The 26,342-nt window shown below is 40.4% G+C and carries 27 protein-coding genes; 5 read left to right on the top strand and 22 right to left on the bottom strand.

Features of this window, described 5'->3' with window-relative positions:
- Positions 1-14 precede the first annotated feature (14 nt).
- Positions 15-821, top strand: coding sequence for a 3-methyl-2-oxobutanoate hydroxymethyltransferase (gene panB / locus R3D71_10935; GenBank protein ID MEZ5692160.1), 807 nt, complete (start codon positions 15-17; stop codon positions 819-821).
- 53 nt (positions 822-874) lie between these two features.
- Here panB and R3D71_10930 read toward each other — a convergent pair whose 3' ends face one another.
- The 8 genes from R3D71_10930 to proB form a co-directional block, all read right to left on the bottom strand.
- Positions 875-1,942: a heme biosynthesis HemY N-terminal domain-containing protein gene (locus R3D71_10930; GenBank protein MEZ5692159.1), complete on the bottom strand. Its 1,068-nt coding sequence runs from the start codon at positions 1,940-1,942 to the stop codon at positions 875-877.
- A gap of 2 nt (positions 1,943-1,944) precedes the next feature.
- Positions 1,945-3,114: a hypothetical protein gene (locus R3D71_10925; GenBank protein ID MEZ5692158.1), complete on the bottom strand. Its 1,170-nt coding sequence runs from the start codon at positions 3,112-3,114 to the stop codon at positions 1,945-1,947.
- Positions 3,115-3,140: 26 nt separating this feature from the next.
- The gene (locus tag R3D71_10920; GenBank protein MEZ5692157.1) at positions 3,141-3,893 is read right to left on the bottom strand and encodes a uroporphyrinogen-III synthase; all 753 of its coding nucleotides are present in this window, start codon (positions 3,891-3,893) and stop codon (positions 3,141-3,143) included.
- A 12-nt stretch (positions 3,894-3,905) separates the two neighbouring features.
- Positions 3,906-4,316 (bottom strand): holo-ACP synthase, encoded by a 411-nt coding sequence (gene acpS / locus R3D71_10915; GenBank protein ID MEZ5692156.1) that lies wholly within the window; start codon positions 4,314-4,316, stop codon positions 3,906-3,908.
- A 17-nt stretch (positions 4,317-4,333) separates the two neighbouring features.
- Complete coding sequence (locus tag R3D71_10910; protein MEZ5692155.1) at positions 4,334-5,074, bottom strand: pyridoxine 5'-phosphate synthase; 741 nt, start codon at positions 5,072-5,074, stop codon at positions 4,334-4,336.
- Positions 5,075-5,099: 25 nt separating this feature from the next.
- Complete coding sequence (locus R3D71_10905; GenBank protein ID MEZ5692154.1) at positions 5,100-5,468, bottom strand: type II toxin-antitoxin system HicB family antitoxin; 369 nt, start codon at positions 5,466-5,468, stop codon at positions 5,100-5,102.
- Position 5,469: 1 nt separating this feature from the next.
- Positions 5,470-5,709: a type II toxin-antitoxin system HicA family toxin gene (locus tag R3D71_10900; protein MEZ5692153.1), complete on the bottom strand. Its 240-nt coding sequence runs from the start codon at positions 5,707-5,709 to the stop codon at positions 5,470-5,472.
- A gap of 91 nt (positions 5,710-5,800) precedes the next feature.
- Positions 5,801-6,937: a glutamate 5-kinase gene (gene proB, locus R3D71_10895; GenBank protein MEZ5692152.1), complete on the bottom strand. Its 1,137-nt coding sequence runs from the start codon at positions 6,935-6,937 to the stop codon at positions 5,801-5,803.
- Positions 6,938-7,084: 147 nt separating this feature from the next.
- On the opposite strand from proB, the gene R3D71_10890 reads away from it, so the two are divergent.
- On the top strand, positions 7,085-7,558 hold the full coding sequence (locus tag R3D71_10890) for a hypothetical protein (protein ID MEZ5692151.1): 474 nt from the start codon (positions 7,085-7,087) through the stop codon (positions 7,556-7,558).
- An 11-nt stretch (positions 7,559-7,569) separates the two neighbouring features.
- On the opposite strand, the gene obgE is transcribed toward R3D71_10890, so the two are convergent.
- Both obgE and R3D71_10880 read right to left on the bottom strand, forming a co-directional pair.
- Positions 7,570-8,574 (bottom strand): GTPase ObgE, encoded by a 1,005-nt coding sequence (gene obgE / locus R3D71_10885; protein MEZ5692150.1) that lies wholly within the window; start codon positions 8,572-8,574, stop codon positions 7,570-7,572.
- 21 nt (positions 8,575-8,595) lie between these two features.
- Positions 8,596-8,916: a hypothetical protein gene (locus tag R3D71_10880; protein ID MEZ5692149.1), complete on the bottom strand. Its 321-nt coding sequence runs from the start codon at positions 8,914-8,916 to the stop codon at positions 8,596-8,598.
- A gap of 104 nt (positions 8,917-9,020) precedes the next feature.
- On the opposite strand from R3D71_10880, the gene R3D71_10875 reads away from it, so the two are divergent.
- A complete protein-coding gene (locus R3D71_10875; GenBank protein MEZ5692148.1) occupies positions 9,021-10,625 on the top strand; it encodes a peptide chain release factor 3 in 1,605 nt (534 codons plus the stop codon).
- Between the two features lie 228 nt (positions 10,626-10,853).
- Positions 10,854-11,351, top strand: a complete 498-nt coding sequence (locus R3D71_10870) for a hypothetical protein (protein ID MEZ5692147.1) — start codon at positions 10,854-10,856, stop codon at positions 11,349-11,351.
- Between the two features lie 31 nt (positions 11,352-11,382).
- Here R3D71_10870 and R3D71_10865 read toward each other — a convergent pair whose 3' ends face one another.
- From R3D71_10865 to R3D71_10825, 9 genes are all read right to left on the bottom strand, one after another.
- Positions 11,383-14,244: a 2-oxoglutarate dehydrogenase E1 component gene (locus tag R3D71_10865; protein MEZ5692146.1), complete on the bottom strand. Its 2,862-nt coding sequence runs from the start codon at positions 14,242-14,244 to the stop codon at positions 11,383-11,385.
- Positions 14,245-14,343: 99 nt separating this feature from the next.
- A complete protein-coding gene (locus tag R3D71_10860; GenBank protein ID MEZ5692145.1) occupies positions 14,344-14,868 on the bottom strand; it encodes a hypothetical protein in 525 nt (174 codons plus the stop codon).
- A gap of 20 nt (positions 14,869-14,888) precedes the next feature.
- A complete protein-coding gene (locus R3D71_10855; GenBank protein ID MEZ5692144.1) occupies positions 14,889-15,254 on the bottom strand; it encodes a type II toxin-antitoxin system HicB family antitoxin in 366 nt (121 codons plus the stop codon).
- Positions 15,251-15,511 carry a type II toxin-antitoxin system HicA family toxin gene (locus tag R3D71_10850; protein MEZ5692143.1) on the bottom strand — a complete coding sequence of 87 codons (261 nt, stop codon included), beginning with the start codon at positions 15,509-15,511 and terminating at the stop codon, positions 15,251-15,253. Before R3D71_10850 ends, R3D71_10855 begins: the two co-directional genes overlap by 4 nt.
- Positions 15,512-15,568: 57 nt before the next feature.
- A complete protein-coding gene (sucD, locus tag R3D71_10845) occupies positions 15,569-16,453 on the bottom strand; it encodes a succinate--CoA ligase subunit alpha (GenBank protein ID MEZ5692142.1) in 885 nt (294 codons plus the stop codon).
- 28 nt (positions 16,454-16,481) lie between these two features.
- Positions 16,482-17,654, bottom strand: a complete 1,173-nt coding sequence (sucC, locus tag R3D71_10840) for an ADP-forming succinate--CoA ligase subunit beta (GenBank protein ID MEZ5692141.1) — start codon at positions 17,652-17,654, stop codon at positions 16,482-16,484.
- Positions 17,655-17,681: 27 nt separating this feature from the next.
- Positions 17,682-18,629: a malate dehydrogenase gene (gene mdh, locus R3D71_10835; protein MEZ5692140.1), complete on the bottom strand. Its 948-nt coding sequence runs from the start codon at positions 18,627-18,629 to the stop codon at positions 17,682-17,684.
- 235 nt (positions 18,630-18,864) lie between these two features.
- Entirely contained in the window at positions 18,865-19,518 is a 654-nt protein-coding gene (locus R3D71_10830) for an ABC transporter substrate-binding protein (protein ID MEZ5692139.1), read from the bottom strand.
- Positions 19,519-19,540: 22 nt separating this feature from the next.
- Positions 19,541-20,332, bottom strand: a complete 792-nt coding sequence (locus R3D71_10825; GenBank protein MEZ5692138.1) for a VacJ family lipoprotein — start codon at positions 20,330-20,332, stop codon at positions 19,541-19,543.
- 201 nt (positions 20,333-20,533) lie between these two features.
- On the opposite strand from R3D71_10825, the gene metF reads away from it, so the two are divergent.
- Positions 20,534-21,418: a methylenetetrahydrofolate reductase [NAD(P)H] gene (gene metF / locus R3D71_10820; protein ID MEZ5692137.1), complete on the top strand. Its 885-nt coding sequence runs from the start codon at positions 20,534-20,536 to the stop codon at positions 21,416-21,418.
- A gap of 16 nt (positions 21,419-21,434) precedes the next feature.
- Here metF and R3D71_10815 read toward each other — a convergent pair whose 3' ends face one another.
- The 3 genes from R3D71_10815 to carB all read right to left on the bottom strand — a co-directional run bounded on the left by R3D71_10815 (position 21,435) and on the right by carB (position 26,286).
- Positions 21,435-22,325, bottom strand: coding sequence for a hypothetical protein (locus R3D71_10815; GenBank protein MEZ5692136.1), 891 nt, complete (start codon positions 22,323-22,325; stop codon positions 21,435-21,437).
- Positions 22,326-22,497: 172 nt separating this feature from the next.
- Positions 22,498-22,971, bottom strand: a complete 474-nt coding sequence (greA, locus tag R3D71_10810; protein ID MEZ5692135.1) for a transcription elongation factor GreA — start codon at positions 22,969-22,971, stop codon at positions 22,498-22,500.
- A gap of 36 nt (positions 22,972-23,007) precedes the next feature.
- Positions 23,008-26,286, bottom strand: coding sequence for a carbamoyl-phosphate synthase large subunit (carB, locus tag R3D71_10805; protein MEZ5692134.1), 3,279 nt, complete (start codon positions 26,284-26,286; stop codon positions 23,008-23,010).
- Between the last annotated feature and the right edge of the window lie 56 nt (positions 26,287-26,342).

Raw genomic sequence — 26,342 nt, 5'->3', positions numbered from 1 at the left:
ATAAAATCCTCGAAATGAAACGTAATACAATAAATGATATAAGGATAAAAAAATCCGGTGAGCCGATAGTAGCGCTTACCGCTTATACCTCTCCTTATGCCAGCTTATTTGACCCTCATGTGGATATAATGCTCGTTGGTGACTCGCTTGGTATGGTGCTTTATGGCATGGAAAATACTTTATCGGTTACCGTTGATATAATGATAGCGCATGGTAAAGCGGTTGTTCGCAGCACTAAAAAATCTTTGATTGTCGTTGATATGCCTTTTGCTAGCTATCAAGTGTCGCCGCAGCGAGCTTTTGAGAATGCCGCTAGAATAATAGCTGATACTGGTTGTGGAGCTGTGAAGCTTGAAGGTGGTAGGGAAATGGCGCCAACCGTAGAGTTTTTAGTTTCTCGTGGCATTGCTGTTATGGGACATATTGGGCTTAAACCACAAAGTGTTAATGCTATGGGAGGGTATCGTACTTATGGAAAGGACAGTTTGGAAGCATCAATAGTTATGGAGGATGCGGTCGCGATTGAGAAGGCGGGAGCTTTTTCGGTGGTGATTGAAGGTGTGGTGAGTGAACTAGCTGATTCAGTAACGGCAGAGATTGCTATTCCGACCATAGGTATAGGAGCGTCTCTAGGCTGTGATGGGCAGGTTTTAGTAAGCGATGATATGTTAGGAATCAGTGGCGGTTATGTACCATCTTTTGTAAAACAATACGCTGATATTTCTTCTATAGCAGAGGAGGCGGTGATTAAATACGCCAAAGAGGTAAGAGAGCGCAAATTTCCAACTAGCGATTATTGTTATCCGTATAAGAAGAAATAGTCTCTTTTACTGATCAATGTTTGTGCAGTCTGCGGGTGACGCTCTAATTTTGTTTAGTTATATACCCATTCCAGAGTGTCAAAACTGCTACATGATGCGCAATGTGATCCCCATTTTTCATGACTATGCGAACATGCGCTACAGATCCATTTTCCATTTTTTATTTTATCAGAAAATTTTTCTAGTATTTTTTTCTTATATTCTTCTGGTTCTGATTCTATTATATTTTGTAAAGTCTCCATGAGGTAAGATGATGGTTGCCTTTTTAAGGCTTTGGTGAGTATAGATATGGCTTTTTTGTTATTATCGTTCTTGCTATATATATTAGCCATAATTGTGGTAGCTGGAGTAAAGTTAGATAAAATAGGAGAGGCTTCCTCAGCTATTATCAAAGCCTGCTCGTTATTGCCGTTATTTAATAATGATTGCGCGCGCATAAGTTTTATAAGCGCAGCTATCCTTTTTTTGTCTTTACGTTTTAGTTTTGCCTTCATTACATTGGCTAGCGCCTCATCCCACTGTTGCATACGAGTTTGTAGGCTTATTACCGCTAGGGATGAGTGATTATTTTTTGGTTCTAATGATTGCGCTTTTTTGGCAAATTTTAGGGCGGCTGGTAGGTTTTCATGTTTATTGGCGTTGTCACTTAACGAGCGGGCGGCAAGGAACTCCGTCTCTTTATATTCAAGTAGAGACTCAAGTAATTTCTGAGTTTTAACCTCATTTCCTTTGCTTTTTGAAATTTGTGCTTCTAACAACAGAGTAAGAGGTGTTTTCCCGATTAATCTTTCTGCTTTGTGAATATGTTTTTCTGCTGAATCAATATTAGAGGTGGCAAGAGCGGCGATAGTATGGGTAAGCTCATTAAGACCGGATTTAAGATGTTTTGTGGTTCTTTTATTAATGAAGTTTGACGGAGCGTATAATATGCGTCTGATAAGTAAGATAAAGGACATTAAGATTATTACCGCTATCGTAATAGCGGCGATCATAAAAGCTATGCTAGTCTCTATTTGGTAATTAAACCAAAGCATGGTGACATCACCGGGATTATCCACTACAAAGGATGCTACAATCCCCATACATAAAATAAAAATAAAGAAGAATAACAGGTTGAGCATGCTTAGTTTACCTGCTTGACTTTGGTTAGTGATAAGCGAAGTCTCTCAAGAACAGAACGTGTTTTTTCCAGATGTTCTGTATCTTTTATCCATGTGTTAAATATTTTACGAGTGTCAGGAGGAAGTTTTTCTAACTCATCCGTGGCTTTGCTTAATTCGTTATGTTTTATAAGAAGTTCCGCTCTAGCTATAATAGATTGTTTGTCATCTCCTTGTTGGTTGCCTATTTTGCGGATAGTAATGAAATTTTTTAGAGTTTTTACAGCTAAGTTATCATCATCGTTACTAATCGCTTGTTTTATCAGAGGCTTGAATTCCTCATATAGCTCTTTTTTGGTTTTTATTTTTTGTTTTTCATCTGTTGTTATTTCAGAAAGTTGCGCGAGAAAATCTGGGTTATCTTGATGAATTGCTCTTAACTGTTCCAATAAAGTGGAATAAGAATTGCCATCATTTATAGCTCTTTCAATATGCCCTAATATTATTAGGGATGATATAGTGTTATTTGTCTTGCTTAATGAGTCGGAATTTCCTTTTTCTATGCTAGATTTAATACTCGTGAGCATTTTTTCTTGATTTTCCTCAAGGATAGTTATTTTTTCCTCCAGAAGTTTAATACGCTCACTCTCTACGGTTTTTACGGATGTGTCTTTGTTAGAGCCTTCTTCTTGGTGACTAATCGTGCTATTTTCAGGTAGCTCATCAGTCTGCTTAGAATCATTTTTGCTTATTTCCGCTTGTTCATCTGTCGCTTTTATTATTGTTTCGGATACGGTATTATTTTCTATGTTTGAGTTGCCATTAGTTTCTGGCTTTATATTGTCCACATTCTCTGATGGTTTGTCGCTTTTACTATTTTCTATGTTGCTGGCTGGTATTTTTATTTTGCTTTGTAGATTATTGAAATTAGCGTTATTCTCGCTTTTGTTATTACTGTTATTAGTGCTGTTGTTGCTTAGAGCGAGTTTTTCAGATTTGTTGAACAAATATTGTGGTAGTATAGTTCCAAATAGCGGTATAAAAACAATAAGGATGATAGAAGCTATAGCAATGCGTTTGAAACGCTCTTTTAGCGATATTTTTTGTTGCGCGTTTTCTTCAGTGATGATTTCTGGCTGGTCAGTTTTTTTTCCAGCTTCATCATGTTGTGCTTTATCTTTTTTCTCAGTCATACTTTTATATTCTATCAGTTAATAATTTATAATTTGTTGTATGATTCATCAATACTGTCAAGCAATGATTTAAGAGTCGCTTGTTTAGAAATATTTACCGTTTTCCATTTATATCGCTCAATGATACCAGCTATATTCTCACTTAAACAGAATGCGTCAGTTTCTCGCAGTATAGCTGATAGTTCATTTTTTTCAATAAGTGTAAGGAATATTTCCGCCGCGCGTTTTGAGAAAAAAGTCACAACGTTTATGTTGCCACGCTTTAACTGTTCTTTTGTCGTATCTGATATTTCATCAACCGCGACCGCCTCATATGTTATGATGCGTTTTACTGACATGCCTCTTACGGAAAAAATATTTTCCAGATCAGCACTGGTGTGTTCGCCTGATATATAAAGGAATTCTGAGTTTTCATCATAGCAATCCATGACGTAATCAATCATATGATCCACGTTCTCGCCGGTAGCGGTTACATTGCTAAATCCAAGTTGTTTCGCAGTGTTTGCCGTATTATCGCCTACGCATAATAGAAACATATCACGTATATCAGTAAGTAAGGACAGGGATTTCGCTCCATGTGAGCTGGTAATTAAAACAGCATTGGGATCCTTAAAAAGAAAATGCTCAACCTCCATGCGGCTGTCGTGTTTTAGTATTATTTCGGTAAGAGGCTCATGTATGATTTTATAATTTCTTCTTGTAAGCTCGTCTTTTAGTAATGATTCATCACCTTTAGGGCGGGTTATGAGGATTGTTTTATTTTTATTATTATCTAACATTCTATGTTTTTATTATTTGTTATTTACCGAGTCAATAATAACAAATGCTTGGGCGTATGGATATTCATCGCTTAGACTTAAAAATATATTGATAGTCGTGTTTTTAGTAGTCATATATTCTAGTTTTTTTAGGGTGTTACCGGTTATAGAAAGCTCTGGCTTACCATTTTTATCATTTGTGATTTCCATATCATGCCATGATAGACCGTCCCGCATACCACTGCCGATAGCCTTAAGGAAGGCTTCTTTGGCGGCGAAACGTTTGGCGTAGGTCGCCGCTTTATTTATTATGGTCGTTTTTTTATTCGCGTAATCACGTTCGGTTTTAGTGAATATTTTATTTTCAAATTTGTCACCAAAATTCTCAAGTAGTTTCTCAATTCGGCGTATATCCGTTAAGTCATTGCCAATGCCGATTATCATTGCTGTACTTATCCTTTTTACTCATTACTCGCTATGTTTATAATGTTACGCATTTTTATTATCGCTTCTTTTAGTCCAATAAATATTGCTTCACCGATTAGAAAATGACCAATGTTAAGCTCAGTTATTTCAGGAATTTTTGCTATTTTTGCTACATTTTCGTAATTAAGACCGTGACCGGCATGAACAGCAAGCCCAATTTTTTTGGCGTAAGTGGCGGATTTTTCAATATTGGCTAGATTGGCGGTATGAGTTTCCGGCTGAGTCGCCTTATTATTATATGATTTAGCATAGGTTCCAGTGTGGATTTCCACTACTTCCGCTCCGCTATCCTTTGCCGCTTCAATCTGGTTTATATCTGGGTCAACAAAAAGAGATACTCTGCTGCCATTATCGGTAAGTTTTTTAATATATGGGATAAGGGCCGTTCGCATTGCCGTTACATTAAGTCCGCCTTCGGTGGTAAGTTCCTGCCTTTTTTCTGGGACAAGGCAAATGGCGTGTGGTTTTATTTTTAGCGCTATATCAAGCATTTCCTCAGTAGCCGCCATTTCTAAGTTAAGGGGGAGGGGTATCTCATTTTTTAGGCGTTCAATATCATGATCAACGATATGTCTTCTATCCTCTCGTAAGTGGGCAGTTATACTATCGGCTCCAGCTTCCATCGCAAGCAGCGCGGCACGGATCGGGCATGGATGGAGCTCACCACGAGCGTTGCGAATGGTTGCTACATGATCAATATTTATGCCAAGTTTTATAGTCATTAGTTGGTATCTTGATTGGTTATAGTCTATCCGTATTGTCTTTTCTTCCTAGCCCTTCAGCAATAAAGCTCTGGACTAATGAATTAAGACTGACTCCCTCCAACTCTGCCCTATCTGAAAGATTCTTGTGCAGGTATTTAGGAAGACGTATCAGTGTTTTTCCACTGTAGGATATTTTCTGATTAGGTTTAGGCGCTTTTCTGCCAAGTTTTTTGCAGGTAGTAAGCCAGCTTTTAACCGCGTCTTTCCCGTTAGCTATGGCTTCTTCCACAGTGTCGCCGTCTGAGATACAGCCCGGAAGGTCTGGGAATTCTATGCTAAATCCTCCCCCATCTTCCGCAGAAAGTGGTTTTACGGAGAATCTGTATTCTATATTATCATCTCTCATGTTACTCTCCAACTTGCTCTATAAGCTCCAGTAATTTCCTTATATAGAATGGTTTTATTGGTCTTTTATTTGGGATAGTCAATATCTCAGATAGTTTTTTATGATAAAAGTTTTTATGACTTCCTTTACCTTCATTCCAGCTGAAACCATAATTATGGGCTATTTTCTCAACATCATCAATTTTCCAGTCACCATGCGGGTTGTTTTTCATTTTTTCATGTAATTTTTGAATCTTACTCATCAAATAACAATCTTTTTATATAGCCAGTAAATAGTAATTGATACCGTATATAGTATCATATACATCTTAGGCAATCCAGCTTATATTATGCTTATTTTCGTGATTCCAGCACCATATCATCACGATGGATAAGGACATCTTTACGTCTGAATCCAAGTATTTTTTCTATTTCCGAGCTTTTTTTACCGATTATTTTCGTAGTATCCTCTGAGTTATAGGCGATAAGACCGCAGCCGAGTTTTTTGTTGTTTTTATTATAAATCATTATGGTATCGCCACGGTCAAAATTGCCGGAAATTTTAGCAACACCCGCTGGAAGTAGGCTTTTACCAGATTTAACGGCTTTTTCCGCTCCATCGTCAATTATGATTTTTCCAGCAGGGTGGAGAGAGCCAGCTATCCAGTGTTTGCGAGCGGAAAGCGGCGTTTCTTTGGCGATAAATATAGTATGAAGACCGCCATCTATGAGTTTTTTTATCGGATTACTTACAGTACCACTAGATATTATAGTGTGGCATCCAGCGTTTGTTGCTATTTTAGCGGCCTCTATTTTGGTTATCATCCCACCGGTTCCGGTTTGGCTACCGGATCCCCCTGCCATTGCCTCAATTTCCGGCGTTATATCGATTATTTTATCTATCAGTTTCGCCTTAGAGTTAGTGCGTGGATTAGAGTTGTATAAACCGTCAACATCTGAAAGTAGTATAAGCAAGTCCGCGCTTGCCATTTGGGTTACTCTGGCGGCAAGCCGGTCGTTATCGCCGAAGCGTAGTTCAGCGGTGGCCACTGTATCATTTTCATTGATTATTGGAATTACCTGCTGGTTTTTAATCATAGTATCAATCGCGCCACGGGCATTGAGGTAACGGCGGCGGTTGATGCTGTCATCGGCGGTAAATAAAATTTGTGCTGGATAAAGTGGGAAGGACAGAGTTTTTGTGCCTTCGTCTTTGAGGACGCTTTGCCATTTCTCCATAAGTAGTATATTGCCGCAGGCCGCCGCCGCTTGCTTTTCCTCAAGCGTAAGCTTCTTCATGCCATAGCCCATAATTTGTCTGCCAAGAGCGACCGCTCCTGAGGATACTATTATTATTTCTTTTTTCTGTTTTTTTAGTTCGGATATATCGGCGGCGATGGTTTTTAGGTGTTTTTTATAAAAACGCCCATCACCACCGCTTATTAGTGATGAGCCTATTTTTATAACGATACGTTTTGCGGATCTGAGCATATATTCCATATTCAATTGCTTAAGATGCTGAATAATAGCATGGTTTGGCTTATATTCAAATTATTCTATTTTTTATTATTGATTATTTCATAAATTATGGCAGTATTTGCTAAGGTAAATTAATATATATTTAAGGAAGGGTATATTATGGCGTCCGTTATAACATCGGATAATGATCAAGATGGTTACTTGGGTAGGTTAAAGCGAGATAAAATTAATGCGGCAATCGCTATAGAGGCAGCGAAACAACATGCGGTGAATGAAGAGCAGGAAAAAATAGAGTTTATTAAAAAAATTCTAGCGAAAAAGATTCAAGGAATTTCTGCTGATAGTGCTGTGGTTGTTGATTATGAAGAGAAAAATAGTGGAGTTGTCTTCGGTATAAAAGTATCAAATATTTCTGATAGTGATAAAAGGGGAGCTATTGCTGGAGGAATATCAGTAATATTTCCTACAAAGGATACGCAGGTTAGAACTGCTAATGCAGATAAGGGAGGTGGGTTGAATATAGAAGTATCGGCATCTAATATAGCAGCTATAAGATCTGCTATTAATAGAAACGCTAAGGGTACGGTAGAAGAAGTACAAAAAGAAATTTCTAGCTCTGTCCAAATACGATAATACTAAGAATTTTAAGGCTGTTTAGCCCTGTTTTCCTCAATTATCCGCATCATCTCACGCAGGAGCGGTTTTATGCCGTTGCCGGTTACCGCTGAGATTTGCCATACCTTCTTTTTGCTGGTTTTTTCAAGGGCGGCTGATTTAGTTTTTATTTCATCGTCACTCAGCGCGTCACATTTATTAAGGGCGATAATTTCCTCTTTAGCGTATAGTTCCTCACTATATTCTTTAAGCTCATGGCGAATTGTCTTATAGACCTCCACTACATCTTCCTGAGTGCCATCTATCAGGTGAAGTAATATGCCAGCTCTTTCAACATGACCTAAAAATTTAAGTCCTAGCCCGACACCATCGCTCGCGCCTTCTATAAGACCTGGTATATCAGCAAGGACAAATTCTTTTTGATCAACATACACTACCCCTAATTGCGGTATAAGAGTGGTGAAAGGGTAATCTGCTATTTTCGGTCTGGCACGGGATACGGCAGATAAAAATGTTGATTTTCCTGCATTGGGAAGTCCAAGAAGTCCAGCATCCGACATTAGTTTAAGACGCAGCCACAGCCACATTTCTTGTCCCGCTCCGCCTTCGGTAAATTGACGTGGGGCTTGGTTGGTAGATGACTTGAAAGATTGGTTGCCTCTGCCGCCTTTGCCACCGACAGCGAGCGTTATTTTCTGTCCAACATAGGTTAAGTCGGCGATTACGGTCTCTTTGTCATCAGCGATAATCTGAGTTCCTACCGGAAGTTTTATGATAAGATTATCGGCAGAAGCACCAGTTCGGTTCGCTCCCATACCGTGATTACCTTTTTTTGCTTTGAAATGCTGTTGGTAGCGGAAATCTATAAGTGTATTAAGCCCTTCTATACACTCAGCTATTATGTCGCCACCTTTGCCGCCATTGCCACCATCAGGACCACCGTCAGGAATGAATTTCTCACGACGGAAACTTACGCAGCCACTACCACCATCGCCACTGCGTATGTATATTTTTGCTTCATCAAGAAATTTCATTTGTTAATATGTCCGTAAGTTCTAATCAAAACCACCGCCAAGACCAATATCTTTGAAACTATGTGGTTGTTTTGATGACGCGTAAGAGAAACGGCAATAGGTAAAACCTTCATTCCAAGCTTGTTTATATTGGTCATTTCCAGCCAGTTCTGGACGTTTTTTGAAGCCAAACATCATTTTATCAGCCCAGCCACCTTCAGCGGAAATACCGCTATCACAACCATCTTCCCAGCCAAGTTGATACTCGGGAGGACCATCTGGCGCAACAAAATTTAGCCAGAATGGTTTGCAGCCACTTACGGCTAATACGGGCAATATTATTAACAATTTGTTTTTTAGCATTATTTTTCTCCTCTGTCTGATTGTAGCATAAAATTTGATTTTATAAAAATTAATTTGATGAAAGTTTTATTGAATCTTTATTAATGGGGTTGTATAGAGCCTGCATGTCAGAAAATTTAGATAATATTCCTCATGTTACTCGCCGTACTTTCGCGATAATATCGCATCCGGACGCTGGTAAAACGACACTTACCGAAAAACTGTTGCTTTTTGGTGGAGCTATTCATCTTGCTGGGGCAGTAAAAGCTAAAAAAGGCACGCAGTCAGCGCGTAGTGACTGGATGGCGATAGAAAAGCAGCGTGGTATCTCGGTTACCGCCTCAGTTATGACTTTTGAGTATGACGGTAAGACTATCAATTTGCTTGATACACCGGGGCATAAAGATTTTTCTGAGGATACTTACCGCACGCTTACCGCCGTTGATTCAGCGGTTATGGTTTTAGATGGCGCAAAAGGTATTGAAGAACAAACACTTAAATTATTTGAGGTATGTCGTCTGCGTGATACGCCGGTTATCAGTTTCATTAATAAAATGGATAGGGAAGCGAAGGAACCGTTCGCTCTACTTGATGAGATAGAGAAAACCCTCGCTCTTGATATCTGTCCGATAACTTGGCCGATTGGAATGGGAGAGAGGTTTCGTGGTTGTTTTAATATCATGACCGATCAGCTTTATTTGTTTGATGGTGGAAATAATTCTGGAGTTTTTGAGTCTGTCCAGTTTAACGGCGCGGATGATCCAAAATTGGATGAATATATTCCAGCCGAAGAATTAACGATTTTTCGTGAAGAAGTGGCGATGGTAAGGGAGATATATCCGAATTTTGACAGGGAAGCGTATCTTGAGGGAAACTTGACACCGGTATTTTTCGGTAGCGCGATTAATAATTTTGGGGTTAGGGAGTTGCTAGAAGCGTTATGTGAATTCGCACCAAGTCCACGTATTCAGGCGGCAGAGCCACGTGCTATAGAGCCATCTGAGGAGAAATTTAGTGGTTTTGTGTTCAAAATACAGGCTAATATGGACAAAAACCACCGTGACCGTATAGCTTTTGTTAGGATTTGTTCCGGTAAATACCAGCGCGGTATGAAGGTTCTGCACACACGTAGCGGTAAGGTGCTTACTTTGAATAATCCGGTATTATTTTTGGCAAGAGATAGGGAATTAGCGCAGGAAGCGTATGCTGGTGATATTTTAGGAATTCCCAATCACGGTAATTTGCATATAGGAGATTCTCTTACCGAAGGAGAGAACGTAACTTTTAGCGGCATTCCAAGTTTCGCGCCGGAATTATTCCAGAGAATTAGGCTTGATGATCCACTGAAATCCAAACAGCTTAAAGCCGCTCTTGAGCAATTGGCACAGGAAGGAGCGTCACAGATTTTTAAGCCGCTGGATGGATCGCCGTGGATTATCGGGGTGGTTGGGCAATTGCAGTTTGATGTGATAGCCTCAAGGTTACTTAGTGAGTATGGGGTGAGGGGTAGTTTTGAGGCGGTCGCTTATAGTAACGCTCGTTGGATAAAAGCAAAAAACCCTGAAAAATCAGAGGACAAGATAAGGCAATTCGCTGAGCGAAACAAATATAATACTGCTGAGGATGCCTCCGGTGCTCTTGCCTACCTAGCGCCTAACACATGGCATCTGGAACGTATAGCGCAAGATTTTCCTGATATTGAGTTTTTGAAGACTCGGGAATATAGATAATTTACTAATACAATTTAATTATATACTGTTGAAATTCCATTTTTATAGTTAATTTATAGTAATTAATAAATTCCTGCTTGTTGTTCTAGGGTTTTTATTTAATAAGTAATTTCAATTGGTTATATCTATAGTTTGCTTGCGTAACGGAATTGTAACTTGAAAAACTTTATCTTTGCTGATAGTGTGAATAATATAACTAATTGAATTAATTATTTTTTACGAATAATCATGGGTTATCTAAAAGCAGAAAATAGTAGCAGTAGTAAAAAAGAAAATGAGCAAGGAAAAGTAGGTAGGTTTCTTAACGTTGCTGCTTATCCGCTTTCCATAGGCGCTGGATATTATGTAACTGATAAACAGATATATAATAGCTCACGTGAACAGCTTAGTAGGAGAGGGGCTTTCAAGGAAGATTGTGAGAAAATGAAGGAAGCGGGAAAGCAGGTCTTAGGGGAAGCTGAGAACTTATCGGGAGAACAGGTAAGAGAGAAATTTAAGAGTATAGCCAATACTTTTGAGGAATCGGTAGATAAAACATTCAATAAGATGGGGTATAAGAATATGTTCCATCATTTTGATCATCTTCCCGCTCACGATCGCAACAGCGCTATAGTAAATGGTTTATTCGCTTTTGGAGTATCAATTGGGGCTCTACTTTCTGTCGCCAATAGCCGTATCTTACTTAAAGGAGATGACGAAAACAAAGCTGGTGGTGTTAGTAAGTAGCGTACAATCAATTCTCATAATTATGCCTATATTAAGCATTAAGAGCCTGTTCTATCAGCGATTTTTGTTGCTGCTCATGGACTTTCAGATAGCCAACAGCGGGTGATGCTGCTTCTGGGCGACCAGCGTACTTAACCCTGATATTTCTTTTTATACCTTCAAGCACATCATCAATGCGTGGTGAGACAAAGAACCACGCACCCATGTTTTTAGGTTCTTCCTGACACCAAATTATTTCAGCGTTTTTATAGCGTTTTAGCTCAGTAGCTAACTCATTTGACGGAAATGGATAATATTGTTCCATGCGGATTATAGCAACATTATCAATTTTCTTTTGTTCACGTTTTTCAAACAAATCATAATATACTTTACCAGAAGTTATCACGACTCGTTTTATTTTATCGTCTTTTACTAGCTTCGTGCTGTCTGGGATTATTCTTTTGAAGTGATTATCTTCGGTAAAATCTTTAAGATCAGAGATAGCGAGCTTGTGCCGTAATAGTGATTTCGGACTCATCACTATTAGTGGTTTACGGAAATTACGCTTTAGTTGGCGGCGTAGAGCATGAAAATAATTAGCGGGCGTAGTACAATTTACCACCTGCATATTATCCTCAGCACAGAGCTGTAAGTATCTTTCTAGTCTCGCCGAACTATGTTCTGGACCTTGTCCTTCATAACCATGCGGAAGAAGCATTACTAACCCTGACATACGCAGCCATTTCGCTTCACTTGAGGAAATGAATTGGTCAATAATAACTTGCGCTCCGTTGGCGAAATCACCAAATTGTGCTTCCCATAGAGTTAAGTAATTAGGCAGACCAAGACTATAGCCATACTCAAAGCCAAGTATGGCAAGTTCTGACAGTGAGCTGTCAATAACCTCATAACATTTTTGTTTTTCGTCTATATTGTTAAGCGGTACGTAGCGTTCCTCTGTTTCTTGATCTACCAGAACTGAGTGACGGTGGGAGAAAGTACCACGACCGCAATCCTGACCGGATAGGCGAACACCATGACCATCAAGTAATAATGAGCCGAAAGCAAGAGCTTCACCGGTAGCCCAATCGAGACCAGTTTCATTTTCAAACATAGCCCTTTTGGTCTTTAATTGACGAATTATTTTAGGATGTGCTTTAATAACATCTGGATCTTTTGAGATCGCAAAACCGATTTTTTTAAGCGTCTCAATATTTACTCCGGTATCTCCTTCTGGGTGTTCACCTTTAGGTTTTTCCAGACCGCTCCACTGACCTTCTAGCCAGTCAGCTTTGTTAGGTTTGAAATCTTTGGCGGCATCATATTCAGACTCAAAAAACGCCTTGAACTGCTCAAATTTCTCTTCCACCTTTTCTTCAGTAAGTATTTTCTCTTCTACTAGCTTATCTGAATATATCTTCGCTGGAAGTGGCTTTTTAGCTATTTCCTTATACATTATCGGCTGGGTAAATGACGGCTCATCTGACTCATTATGCCCATATTTACGGTAACAGAAAATATCAACCACCGCGTCACGCTTAAAGGTCTGGCGGAACTCAGCTGCCATCGCGCAGACATAGGCAACTGCTTCTGGATCATCACCATTTACGTGGAAAATAGGTGCTTGCACTGCCTTTGCTACGTCGGTTGGGTAGGGTGTAAAACGAGAATATTTAGGGCTGGTGGTAAAGCCGATTTGATTATTTACGATAACATGGACAGTACCGCCCGTACGATAGCCTCTAAGCTCAGAAAGAGCGAGAACTTCTGGTACTGAACCTTGACCAGAGAAGGCAGCGTCACCATGCAGCATGATACCCATTACGCTACCTTTATCTTCAGTGTCGCCATAAATATCTTGTTTTGCCCTTACTTTGCCAACCACTACTGGATTTACCGCCTCAAGATGCGATGGATTAGCAAGTAGGGATAGGTGGATTTTGCCATAAGGTGTTTGCCTATCTGATGACGTTCCCAGATGATATTTAACGTCACCGGAGGAAGTTACCCATTCTGGAAAATCCATATTACCCTGAAATATTGATATAAGCTCGGCGTAAGGTTTTTTCATGGTGGTGGTAAGAACATTCATTCGCCCGCGATGTGGCATTCCAATAACTATTTCTTTTACGCCACCTTTTGCCGCCGTGTTTATTATAGACTCAAGACCAGGGAGTAAAGCATCACCACCTTGTGCTGAAAAACGTTTAGTTCCGGTATATTTAATCTGGACAAAACGCTCAAAAGCCTCCACCTCAACCAGTGTGTTCCAGATCGCTTTTTTCTCTTCTTCGGAGAAGCCAAAATTTCCGTGATCTTGCTCAAAGCGTTTTTGTACCCATGCTTTTTGCTCAGGATGTTGAATATGCATGAACTCAACACCGATATTACGGCAGTAGGTTTTACGCAGTATAGCCACAATCTCACGTAGTTTAGCCCTTTGGATGCCCAGAGAACCGTCAAGGAATATTTCCTTATCCATATCCTCTTCGGTAAAGCCGTAGCTGCTCGGATCAAGCTCTGAGTGGATGTTGTTTTTTTCAATTCCTAGAGGATCAAGATTAGCGAGAAGATGACCACGTACACGGTAAGCACGCACCATCATTATAGCTCGTATGGAATCATGGGCGAAATGCTCGGTTTCTACAGTATTTAATGATGGTTTTCCTTTGCCGGATGTTTCTTTTTTATTGTTTTCGGCTTCTTCCCTAATTCCAATTACTTGACTTTTTACCCGTGCCCAGCTCGCGGTTTTTTGCGCCTGTGGTATCGCTCCGTTTGTGGTGTTGCGGAAAAAATCCCGCCAGCTAGCGTCCACATTATTCGGATCAGTTAAGTAACGCTCGTAAAGCTCTTCAATAAATACACTATTTACCGCGAAAAGGGGAGTGGTGGCGCTAAGATCGTTGGTCATATTACTTCCTGCAATAATGGGGGATAATTACCAGCTACTTCTAACATATTTTATAGTTATGACAATCGGTTTATCCATCATTATATATGGTGTTTATTACTATCTAGTTATTGCGGTTGTGTTTTTACCTATTGCCATTTCCAGCTCTTTGCCTAGATCTCGTAGTTTAGTATATGTTTCCTTAAGCTTGTCAGCAATTTCTATCCCGTTATTTTTGGTGTTTTCATTAATCTTACCGTCTGCAAAGCCTTTCTCTATTTCATCTCTGAATAAGCGCACAACTTTAAGTACGTCATGCTTTTCGCCGTCTTCAAAAAAATCAGACCATGTTGTGGAGTGAGACATATTCTTTGTGCTATCAATTGCTTCTATAAGATTTTCATATCCTTCTTTGCTTTCTTCCATTTCTGCTATATCTACCGCTCCATTTATTCCACCTATCGCGGTAATAAACACATGTTGGTAAGCCATGCTTTGAGAGAAAATAGTACTGTTTTCTGTAGTATATTCACCTATATGGTTTGCTTTGCTACTACTAATAGCCATCTTCATATCAGCCATTATCTCCGCAGCAGAACGTGGTGTTCTCTCTCTCTCTCTCTCTCTCTTTGTGAAGTTATTCATATGGAGCTTATTTTATTGTTCTACAATTTATGCTGGTCTAAAATTTTACTGCTTTGGTCAATCATTATTTCATCTATAAAAGCGTTGATAGAACGTTTTCCAGAAAGCATTGCCGCCTGTGCGAGTTTGGCGTGGGTTTGTGGGCTGGTACGATAGGTTATGCGCCCATTGAATGGTTTTTTGGGTTCTATTCCACGTTCTTCACAAAATTCTAGATAGCTGTCCACCGCTTTTTTCATGTGCTTCTTTAATTCAGCAACGCTTTTGCCACCAAAATTTACACCATGCGGTTCAATACCTATGACATTCCCGTAGAATTCTTCATCTCCTTCGTCATATCCAATAAGTGCGGAAAACTCTTTGTAACGGATTAAATTCTCACTCATGGTTCATACCCTAAAATTGTTAAATATGTTCTCACCGCATCAATGGTATATTTTTTTGCTTCCTTTTGCGGGTGTGGGCGATGAAAAATTCTAGGCTGTCCATCTAGTAACACATTTATGATTGAGCCACCTTTATTAATAATCTCGCCACCCAGCGCAATGAATAATTTCTCCACGTCAGTCCATGCAATGTTTGCCCGAGTAGGTCGTTCAAATATAGCTTCTAGAGTTCTACGTTGCTTATTGTTAAGATTCATATTAGCATAATCAAATTATGATGTCAAATAGTGACGTCATTCTTCAACTTCTAAAAACTAAGCAGCTTTTTTCTTAAGCAACTCCGCCATAGTGCGTCCTAGATTAGCTGGCGAGTCAGAAACCGTGATTCCCGCTGACTTCATCGCCTCTATCTTATCTTCAGCGCCACCTTTGCCGCCGGAAACTATAGCGCCAGCATGTCCCATCCGTCTTCCTGGAGGAGCGGTACGACCAGCGATAAAACCAACTACCGGTTTTTTGATTTTGCTTTGTTTTAAGAAATCAGCGGCTTGCTCCTCAGCATCGCCACCGATCTCGCCAATCATTACTATCGCTTGTGTTTCATCATCGTGCAAGAACATATCCAGAACATCCACAAAATTGGTGCCATTTACCGGATCGCCGCCGATACCAACACAGCTTGACTGTCCTAGCCCTTCAGCGGTTGTCTGCGCTACCGCCTCATAGGTAAGAGTTCCGGAGCGTGATACGATACCAATTTTACCTTTTTTATGGATATGCCCAGGCATGATGCCGATTTTACATTCGCCGGGAGTTATCACACCAGGGCAATTAGGACCTACTAAACGGGTGTTAGTGCCACAAAGCGCGCGTTTTACTTTTACCATGTCAAGAACCGGTATGCCTTCGGTTATGCAGATAACCAGCTCTAGTTTAGCGTCAATCGCTTCTAATATTGCGTCCGCCGCGAATTTTGGTGGAACATAGATAACTGAGGCGTTAGCACCGGTTTTATGAGTAGCTTCCTCCACAGTGTTAAATACCGGAAGGTCAATATGGATAGTTCCGCCCTTACCTGGTGTAACACCACCGACCATTTTCGTTCCATACGCTACTGCTTGCTCAGAATGGTATGTTCCCTCACGTCCGGTAAAGCCCTGACATATGACTTTTGTATTTTTATTTACGAGTATAGACATTTCGTTCTCCTTATTTTTCTTTCAGAGGCTAGGCCGCTTTTCTTCTTACGGCGGCTACAATCTTCTCCGCAGCGTCTGCCAGATTATCGGCGGGGGTAATTGAAAGACCGCTAGAGGCGAGCATTTTTTTGCCAAGCTCCACGTTGGTTCCTTCTAGGCGTACAACAAGCGGAACATGTAGATTTACCTCACGAGCGGCAGCTATTATGCCCTCGGCGATAATATCGCAACGCATTATTCCACCAAATATATTTACTAATATTCCTTCAACATTAGGATCAGACAGGATGAGCTTAAAAGCCTCTCCTACTTTTTCCTTATTCGCTCCACCACCTACGTCAAGGAAGTTAGCTGGAGTGCCGCCATGCAGTTTTATTATATCCATTGTCGCCATAGCAAGCCCAGCTCCATTTACCATGCAGCCGATATTTCCATCCATCTTAACATAAGATAGACCAAATTTAGCGGCTTTTTGCTCTAAAGGATCTTCCTCATCAGGATCACGAAGCTCATGGATGTCGTGATGACGGAATAGGGCGTTCTCATCAAAGTTAAACTTAGCGTCTAGCGCTAACAAGTCACCATTTTTAGCGATTACCATAGGGTTTATCTCAACTTGTGAGGCATCAGTATCAATAAAAGCTTTATAGAGTGAATTGATGAAACGCTCAAATTTGGCAAGCAATTCATTAGGAATATTAAGACCAAACGCTATTTTTCGTGAATGAAAAGGTTGAATGCCAGATGCGGGGTCAATAGCTAATTTTATTATTTTGTCTGGGCTGTCATGCGCCACTTCCTCAATTTCCATTCCACCTTCGGTAGAGGCGATAAAAGTTACCCATGAGCTAGCGCGATCTACCACAAGACTTAGATATAGCTCTTTTTCTATTTCCGTGCCTTCTTCTATATAGACACGTTTTACTACTCTTCCTTCCGCGCCGGTTTGTGGAGTAACCAATGTCATACCGATCATTTCTTGAGAAATGCTTTCAACCTCATCCAGAGTTCTCGCTAGTTTGACACCACCGCCTTTTCCTCTGCCTCCGGCATGGATTTGCGCCTTTACAACCCATAATTTTCCGTCAAGACTTTGAGCGGCGTTTACGGCTTCCGCGGGGGTATAAGCGATCTGCCCATTTGGTACAGGTACATTATATTTAGCAAGAACTTGCTTTGCCTGATATTCATGTATATTCATAATATTCCCCCTTTTTAGGTGTTATTTTTATAGTTTTATTCCCTCACATAAACCTTTTACGGCGCTTACGGATTTATCAAACATTTCTTTTTCTTTTTCATTTAGGTTGATTTCTACTATTTTTTCAATTCCGCCAGCTCCTATTACTGCTGGAACACCTACATATAGATTGTTTATTCCGTATTCTCCTGAGAGGTGAGCGGCGCATGGTATTATCCGTTTTTTGTCATATAGATATGCCTCAGCCATGCGTATGGCCGAAGCGGCGGGAGCGTAAAAAGCAGAACCAGTTTTAAGCAGCCCGACTATCTCCGCGCCACCATCACGGGTGCGTTGTACTATTTGATCTAGTTTGTCTTGGCTTATCCAGCCCATTTTTACAAATTCAGGAAGAGGTATTCCAGATATTGTTGTATAATCAACGACCGGTACCATAGTGTCACCATGTCCGCCAAGTACGAAAGCATTTATGTCGGATATAGACACATTAAGTGCTTCAGCAAGGAAATATGAGAAGCGTGAAGAGTCAAGAACGCCGGCCATACCAACAACCTTATTCGCCGGAAGACCTGATATTTGCTGCATTACCCAAACCATCGCGTCAAGAGGGTTGGTGATAACTATAACAAAAGCATCGGGTGAGTATTTTTTGATATTCTCAGCGACGGTTTTTATTATATCTGTATTTATGCTAACTAGATCATCACGACTCATACCAGGTTTACGAGGAACACCGGCGGTTACGATTATCACGTCGGAATTCGCTATATCCTCATAACTGTTACTACCTTTAATATTAACGTCATGGCCGTCAACAGCGGAGCTTTGAGAAATATCAAGAGCTTTTCCCTGTGGCATTCCCTCCGCTATATCAAAAAGAACAACATCTCCTATATTTTTAAGTTCACATAAATGAGCAAGAGTTCCACCGATCATTCCAGAACCAATGAGAGAAATTTTTTTACGAGCGGTCATAATAAATATCCTTTTTAAGCTGCTAATTTGTTAAATTATATAAGTATTTTTACCAGAAAAGACTTAAATCTAGGTTAATTGATTTAATATTTCTGTATCTTTGTAGGAATTAATAGTCGTTTAGAGTAATAATTGCTCTAAATGATTATCAAAATCAAAGCTGAAAGCTTTGGGTTTTCGCCGTGAAGCGAGCGCAATAGTTATTTAACTATATGGTAGCCATATAGATTCATAGCTAGTCTGTGTCAATATTGGATTTTTTTACTAATTGTTCAGTTAGGTAATCAATCCCTTTATTCGCCATTACGGAATTGAATTCTGAGCGTTGGGTAGCTATCATGCTGACGTTTTCTATTATTATATCAAATATAAGAAACTTTTTTCCTTCATTCCTTACCTTATAGTCAACTATTATTGGCTCGTCTGAGTTGTCATCAGCTTTTATTTCCATATTAATGGTAAATTCATTATCACCATTATCGTGGGAACCGCTAATTTTGAAGCTTCCGCTGCTGTAATCAACAAATTTTGACGCGTAATTTTTAATAACAAATTTCTCATAAGCTTGCATGTAAGATTCTTTTTTATCTTTTTCTAGCTGTCTCCAGAAGCGTCCTATAACAAAACGACCTATCCATTTTATGTCAACGTTTTTTCTAAAAAGCTCTTCTATATGTTTTTCCTTGTCTTTCTTATCAAGATTTTTATCTGACAATATGTCAATCGCCTGATTTCCAACTGACTCAACATATTTGCTGGCGCTGTCCTTGTCTGCTGAATAAGCAGAGGAAAATGGTACTACGCTCATTAGCAATACAACGCTTACCAAGCGTACAAATTGGCTTATAGCTACATTTATCATTTTATTACGTTTTGAAATTAACGACATTATGTTTTTATACTTAGTTATTCTACGGATTATAGTTTTCGGTTACTTTTTTTATTGACTCATTGCGAAGTCTTATAGCTTTTCTTACCTGACCTTTTCTGTGTTGTATATAAGCGCTTCTTAGAGTGATGTAAGGATCAAGAGAAGTAGCGTATATATCATCAAGCAATCTAAGATTTTTATAGCGTTTATCAACCGTTTTTACAGAGGCAATACTGTAGAAAAAAGCGTTATTAGTATAACTGACCGGATCCATGAATACATCGCCGACCCAACCTATACCATCACGAGCGTTAGATGGTCCAAGAATAGGAAGAACTATATAAACTCCAGTATCGGCTCCGTATACAGCTAGAGTATCACCAAAACCAGTGGTTCTATTCTTAAGACCAAGATCGCTTGCTACGTCAAACAGTCCACCTATACCGAAGGTGGAATTTAGCATGAAGCGCCAAAGGGTGGTGAAGCTATTATAAGCGTCTGCTTGAATCACAGAATTAACAAAAGTTATTGGTTCCTCAATGTTGTTAACAAAGTTTGATACCATTATTTTGCCGCGTTCAGGCATTACCTCATCATAGCCTTGTGCTATTGGTCTTAGCAAGTAACGATCAATTGTACGGTTGAATTCAAATATATCACGATTAAAATCTTCATAAGGATCTGGAGTTTCCTGAGCTATATGGTATCTATCATGTTGACCATATTTTTCTACGGCATTACCAGCGCAGGCAGATAGGGCAAGACATGAAGTAAGCGCTACGGCTAGCAATGATGACTTGAAATTCACAATATTATCCTTTAGAAAAATCACGGTTGTTTTTCCTTGTGTTAAAAATTATATTTACAACGTAAGCTTATGGTGTAAGTGTTAAGCAATCGTGAAGTATTTTAGAAAAAACGTTCCAATAATTTAATGTTATTAATTTAATTGGCAACGTTGTTTTATGGTTAAATATAAATAAGTATTTTATGTTGTTTTTTTATCACAGTATTATTTAATCTAGGTTTTTTCGTGACAGATTCATCCACTACATTTTTAGAGAGTATATTTACTGGCAAGTCGCCGGAGGTTTCTTTTGAGTTTTTTCCGCCTAAAACCCTAGAGATGGAGGGCAGGTTATGGGATACGATAATACGTCTTGAGAAATTAAAACCATCTTTTGTCTCTGTGACTTATGGAGCTGGAGGAAGTACCCGTGAGCGTACCCATTACACGGTAAAGCGGATAGTGGATGAAACCTCATTAAGACCAGCCGCTCACCTTACATGTGTGGACGCTAGCAAGCAGGAGGTAGATGAGGTGGCGCGTTCTTACTGGAAGGCAGGGGTTCGCCACATAGTAGCGCTACGTGGTGATCCACCAAATGGTGCTGAGAATTATGTTCCACACAAAGATGGTTATCGTTACTCTTGTGAGTTGGTAGCTGGTCTTAAAAAAATTGCTGATTTTGAGATTACGGTAGCGGCTTTCCCAGAAAAACACCCTGATTCAGAAAGCTTTTCCGCTGATATAGATTATCTTAAAAAGAAAATTGACGCTGGCGCTACCAGAGCTATAACCCAGTATTTTTTTGATGTTGAACATTATTTCCGGTTTATTGATAAGGTTCGTTCCGCTGGTGTTACGATACCTATAGTTCCTGGTATTTTACCAGTTGGTAATTTCGCTCAGGTGAAAAAATTTAGCGCTATGTGTGGAGCGAGTGTTCCAACATGGCTTGCTGAGCTATTTAGTGGGTTGGATGATGATATAGTTACACGTAACGCGGTAGCCATAGCGGTCGCTCGTGAACAATGCCGAAGATTGATGGAATTTGGTTGTGATAAATTACATTTCTATACGCTTAACCGAGCGGATCTGACGGTGGCGGTATGTCGTATGTTAGGGCATAATTAAAAAAGTGTGATGCTTTTTAGAAAGAATTGAGGAAAGCTTTTATAGCTTTTTTCTTTCTATGGAGTTTCAACCCACGGTGGATATTTATTCTTTCCTTGAGGTGAGAGAAGAAGCCTTCTAGATGGTTGGTTGTTGGCGGAATATTCTGTTCTGGAAATTCCTTGTATGTAAATAGCCTGTGCAGATTTTCTTGCACGGAATTATATGCAGAACGCGTCCTTCCGTGCGTAAATCTTCCACCCTTTTTGGCATTCAGGAATCCTTTGTGCTGCTCTGCCAGAGCGTAAAATTGAGCCACAAAATCTTCTGGTTCGGTATTGCATAATTTTTCCATCAACTCCTTCAAATCCTTTGCAGGACGGAGCTTTGGATTATTTCCAGTATATCGCCTTACAATCGCTTTTTGATGGAAAATACACATTTGAATTGGTACTCCACCAAGTGTTTTTCTGATGTTTTCATAAAACCCTTTGCGCCCATCAATGGTCACTGATTTGAAGCAATATCCTGCCTGCACAAGCTCATGCAAAGCTTCACGCAAATGCTTCACTGATTCGGTTTTGATCTCTTGGTAATAAATGATTCTGCTGCCATCATGCGCACAGAAATAGCCATATTCTCTGCCGAAGAAAGACGCATCCATGAGCAGGTTAATCGCTTCTTTTGAGGCAGGAAAAATTAATCCTTCTGCCCACTCAAGAGCATCAAATTCCTTGGTGAGCTTGGGGATGGAAATATCAAGAATGCTAGCAATTTCTGCTAGTGTTCGGCGTTTGTGCAGCCAGTCTAAATAGTAACGCTTATAGTCGGTTTTTTTGCCGCGCTTATCAACCCATTGATGTAAGCACAAGTTGCAACGATACCGTTTACGACCACGCAATTTGCCATTGCTTTTTATGCTGCTCAAACCGCATTTTACACAGCGTTTTTAGACACTTTTATAATCCTTTTTTAAAAATACAGTATATCGCATTGTTTTATAAAGCAATTATGCAGATTCTAGCATCACACTTTTTTAATTATGCCTATGTTAGGTATCAGATAAGTTAGGTTGTAGGCATTAGGCACTAGGTAATGTGCTATATGTATTTTATTTCCAGAATTTCATAGCTTTTACTGCCTTTAGGAGTTCTGACCTCTATACTGTCACCTTCTTCTTTACCAATCATGGCACGGGCGATTGGCGCGGTAATTGAGATGAGGTTTTTGTTTATATCAGCCTCATATTCTCCGACTATCTGATAGGTGCTTTCTTCCTCACTATCCTCATCCACTAGCTTTACGGTAGCTCCAAATTTCACTTTATCACAAGCGAGCGATTTTACATCTATAACATCAGCACGCGAAATTACCGCCTCTAGCTCTTTGATACGACCTTCAATGAAACTCTGTTTTTCTTTTGCGGCGTGATATTCAGCGTTCTCTTTTAAGTCACCATGCGCGCGTGCTTCGGATATGGCGCTTATAATAGCTGGTCTGTCTGTTGATTTAAGCTGTTTTAGCTCCGCCTCAAGCCGTGCGTAGCCTTCTATCGTTACGGGAAATTTTTCCATTTTTTTGCTCTCTGTATATTTCGCTGTATATTTTGTTTATAACTTATCGCTAAAGTATGATTGTATTGAACGAACGTCAAGTCCGCCACCTTTTTTTATAGAAGAAATAGCCTCAGCGATTGCTTTCGCTCCGGCAAGAGTTGTATAGTACGGTACTTTGCCAAGTAGGGCGGTGCGCCTGATACTGAAAGAATCCTTCACCGATTGCTCTCCTTCCGTAGTGTTTATTACCATAGCTATTTTGCTGTCTTTTAGCATATCAACTATGTGTGGTCTTCCTTCTCTTACTTTGTTTACGGTAGAAACATCAAGGTTTTTTGTCTTCATATATTTAGCGGTGCCATAGGTAGCCGTTACGGTAAAGCCTAGTAATATGAATTGCTCGGTGATTTTCGCTATTTCGTCCTTGTCAGAATCTTTTACCGAAATAAAGATAGTACCGCTTTCTGGAATAGTGCTTCCGGCGGAGAGTTGTGATTTAGCGAAAGCACGTGGGAAGTCACGGTCAATTCCCATTGCCTCACCGGTTGATTTCATTTCAGGGCCAAGTATAACGTCAACTCCGGCAAAACGAGCGAATGGGAACACCGCTTCTTTTACGCAGAAGTACGGTTTATGGTTTGTGGTCTGCGACCCTAGTTTTTCTTCCTCAAGCTTTAAGTCATGAGATTTAAGGCTTTCGCCAGCCATTAGGCGGGCGGCGATTTTGGCAACAGGAATTCCTGTGGATTTAGCTACAAACGGAACCGTACGGCTAGCGCGAGGATTTACCTCAATTAGGTATATTTCATTTTCTTTTATGGCAAACTGGACATTCATCAGTCCGATAACTTCTAATTCATTAGCCAAAGCTCCAGTTTGTCGTTTTATTTCCGCTATAATCTCATTATTTAGCGAGTAAGCGGGAAGGGAACATGCCGAGTCACCGGAGTGGATTCCGGCTTCCTCAATATGCTGCATTATTCCTGCTACAAATACATTACCATTTTTATCACGCAAGCAATCAACATCCAGTTCGGTTGCTCCTTGCAAGTAAGAATCCACCAATATAGGACCATCGCCAAACATTTTTACAATTTCGGCGACATATTGTTCCAGCGAGTTCCTATCGTAAATTATTTTCATCGCCCGTCCGCCAAGTACATAAGAAGGACGGACGAGCAGTGGGAAACCTACTTTATCCGCTTCATTCATTACTTCTTCTATGCTACGTCCTATGCCGCTATTTGGCTGTTTTAGTTTTAATTTTTCTACCAGTTCACGGAAGCGGTCACGATCTTCGGCGAGGTCAATAGAGTCAGGAGAAGTGCCGATTATTATATCTTTGCCGAATTCTTCTTCCAAAGCGCGTGCCAGTTTTAATGGAGTTTGCCCGCCAAATTGTACGATAACCCCTTTTATAGTACCGTTTTTCTGTTCGGTGCGGATAATCTCAAATACGTCCTCAGTGGTTAGGGGCTCAAAATACAGACGGTTAGAGGTGTCATAGTCGGTAGATACTGTCTCAGGATTACAGTTTACCATGATAGTCTCGTATCCGGCTTCTTTGAGTGAGTAGGCGGCGTGAACACAGCAATAGTCAAACTCTATTCCCTGCCCAATACGGTTAGGCCCACCACCAAGTATAATAATTTTTTCTTTATCCGTTGGCCGTGACTCACACTCCGCGCCAATTCCCTCATAGCTGGAATACATATATGGTGTATCCGAGTCAAACTCGGCGGCGCAAGTGTCAACACGCTTATAAACTGGGTGAATGTTTAGTTCTTTGCGAATGTCCGTAATATCAGAGGTTTTTAGTCCGACAAGGTGAGCGATGCGGGCATCAGAAAAACCATCCCTTTTAAGCTTAATGAGCACTGAGTCCTGAGCGCTGAGATTATTCTTAAACTCTATGTTCTGTACTCTTAACTCAGCCTCTACGATTTCTGCGATTTGTCTTATAAACCAAGGATCATACTTGGCAATCTCGCAAATTTCCTCTATGCTCACACCAAGCCTTAATGCTTGTGCCGCCACCAGCAGACGGTCAGGTGTTGGACGAGATAAGGCGGAACGGATTGCGTCAGCATCAGTAATTTCTATTTCATCAAGACCAGTAAGCCCAGTTTCCAGCGAACGTAGCGCTTTTTGTAGAGCTTCTTTGAAATTACGTCCCATCGCCATTGACTCCCCAACAGATTTCATGGCTGTAGTAAGTAATGGCTCGGCTCCAGCGAATTTCTCAAAGGTAAAGCGAGGAACTTTGACGACAACGTAATCAATAGTCGGCTCAAAAGAAGCTGGTGTTACCTTAGTTGCATCATTTTGTATTTCATCCAGCGTATAACCAACCGCTAGTTTCGCGGCTACTTTAGCTATCGGAAAGCCGGTAGCTTTAGAGGCGAGGGCTGATGAGCGAGAAACCCGTGGGTTCATCTCAATTACTACCATGCGCCCGTCTTTAGGGTTAACCGCGAACTGAACATTAGAGCCGCCAGTGTCAACGCCAATTTCCCGAAGTACGGCAAATGAAGCGTCACGCATCCTTTGATATTCTTTATCGGTAAGGGTAAGGGCGGGGGCGACGGTAATAGAATCTCCGGTATGCACGCCCATTGGGTCAACATTCTCAATAGAGCAAACTATGATACAGTTATCAGCTTTGTCCCGCACCACCTCCATCTCAAATTCTTTCCAGCCAAGCACTGATTCATCAATTAACACCTCGCCAATTGGTGAGGCATCCAGACCGCTGGTGATAATTTGCTCAAACTCCTCATGGTTATAAGCTATGCCACCACCTGCGCCACCCATAGTAAAACTAGGACGGATAATCGCCGGAAGTCCTACATGCTTCATAGCCACACGAGCCTCTTCCATAGATTTAACCACCGCGTTGCGTGGAACTTCTAGCCCGATCTTTGCCATCGCCTCATTAAATAGCTGGCGGTCTTCGGCTTTGTTTATGGAGTCTAATTTCGCGCCAATAAGTTCTACATTATGTTTTTTTAATACGCCACTTTCGGCAAGCGCCTTGGCGCAATTAAGCGCGGTTTGCCCACCCATAGTTGGAAGTAGAGCGTCTGGCTTTTCTTTTATGATTATTTTTTCTACCATTTCAGGCGTAATAGGCTCAATATAGGTAGCGTCAGCAAGGTCAGGGTCAGTCATGATGGTCGCCGGATTAGAATTTACCAGAATCACCCGATAACCTTCCGCTCGCAAGGCTTTGCAGGCTTGTGTGCCTGAATAGTCAAACTCGCAAGCCTGTCCAATCACGATAGGTCCCGCCCCGATTATTAAAATAGATTTTATGTCTGTACGTTTTGGCATTTTTATTTTTCGTTTATTGTAGTTTTTAGTAGGGGAGAAATATTTTTATTATTCAC

It is taken from the genome of Rickettsiales bacterium (genome assembly GCA_041396965.1).
Lineage (GTDB): Bacteria > Pseudomonadota > Alphaproteobacteria > Rickettsiales > SXRF01 > SXRF01.
Note: the sequence above shows the minus strand (reverse complement) of the source record. Positions and strands in the feature narration are given on the sequence as shown.